A 301-nucleotide genomic window follows, 5' to 3' on the forward strand; every position below is an offset into this window, starting at 1 on the left:
GGATCCGATGTCTGTTCGTGATCTCTTTGGCGATCTGCTGCCGGTTTGACCATACCAATGTTAGCGCTTCAGACTTGCCTCGCGCTTTGATGTAGAGCGAACCGAGAGGATTGGCGTTGGCATATCCGGACATCGACCGGATGCGCCCGGAGAAGACCATATCGTCGCGCGCCTCCCCACATTGATAATCGCATCCAGCATGGTGCAACTCGATCATGGCGATCGAGGTCATGAACCATGAAAGGCGATTTCCAGGATTTAGGCTGTTGAGCCCGCCTCGATATCCGATGCGCCCATTGAT

The 301-nt window shown here is 54.5% G+C and carries 1 protein-coding gene; it reads right to left on the reverse strand.

Annotation, left to right across the window (positions count from 1 at the left end):
- Window positions 1-301: hypothetical protein (locus IG168_RS20785; protein ID WP_226877209.1), on the reverse strand; the 301-nt coding region annotated here is incomplete at both ends.

It is taken from the genome of Microbulbifer hainanensis, from assembly GCF_014904735.1.
GTDB classification, from domain to species: Bacteria; Pseudomonadota; Gammaproteobacteria; order Pseudomonadales; family Cellvibrionaceae; genus Microbulbifer; species Microbulbifer hainanensis.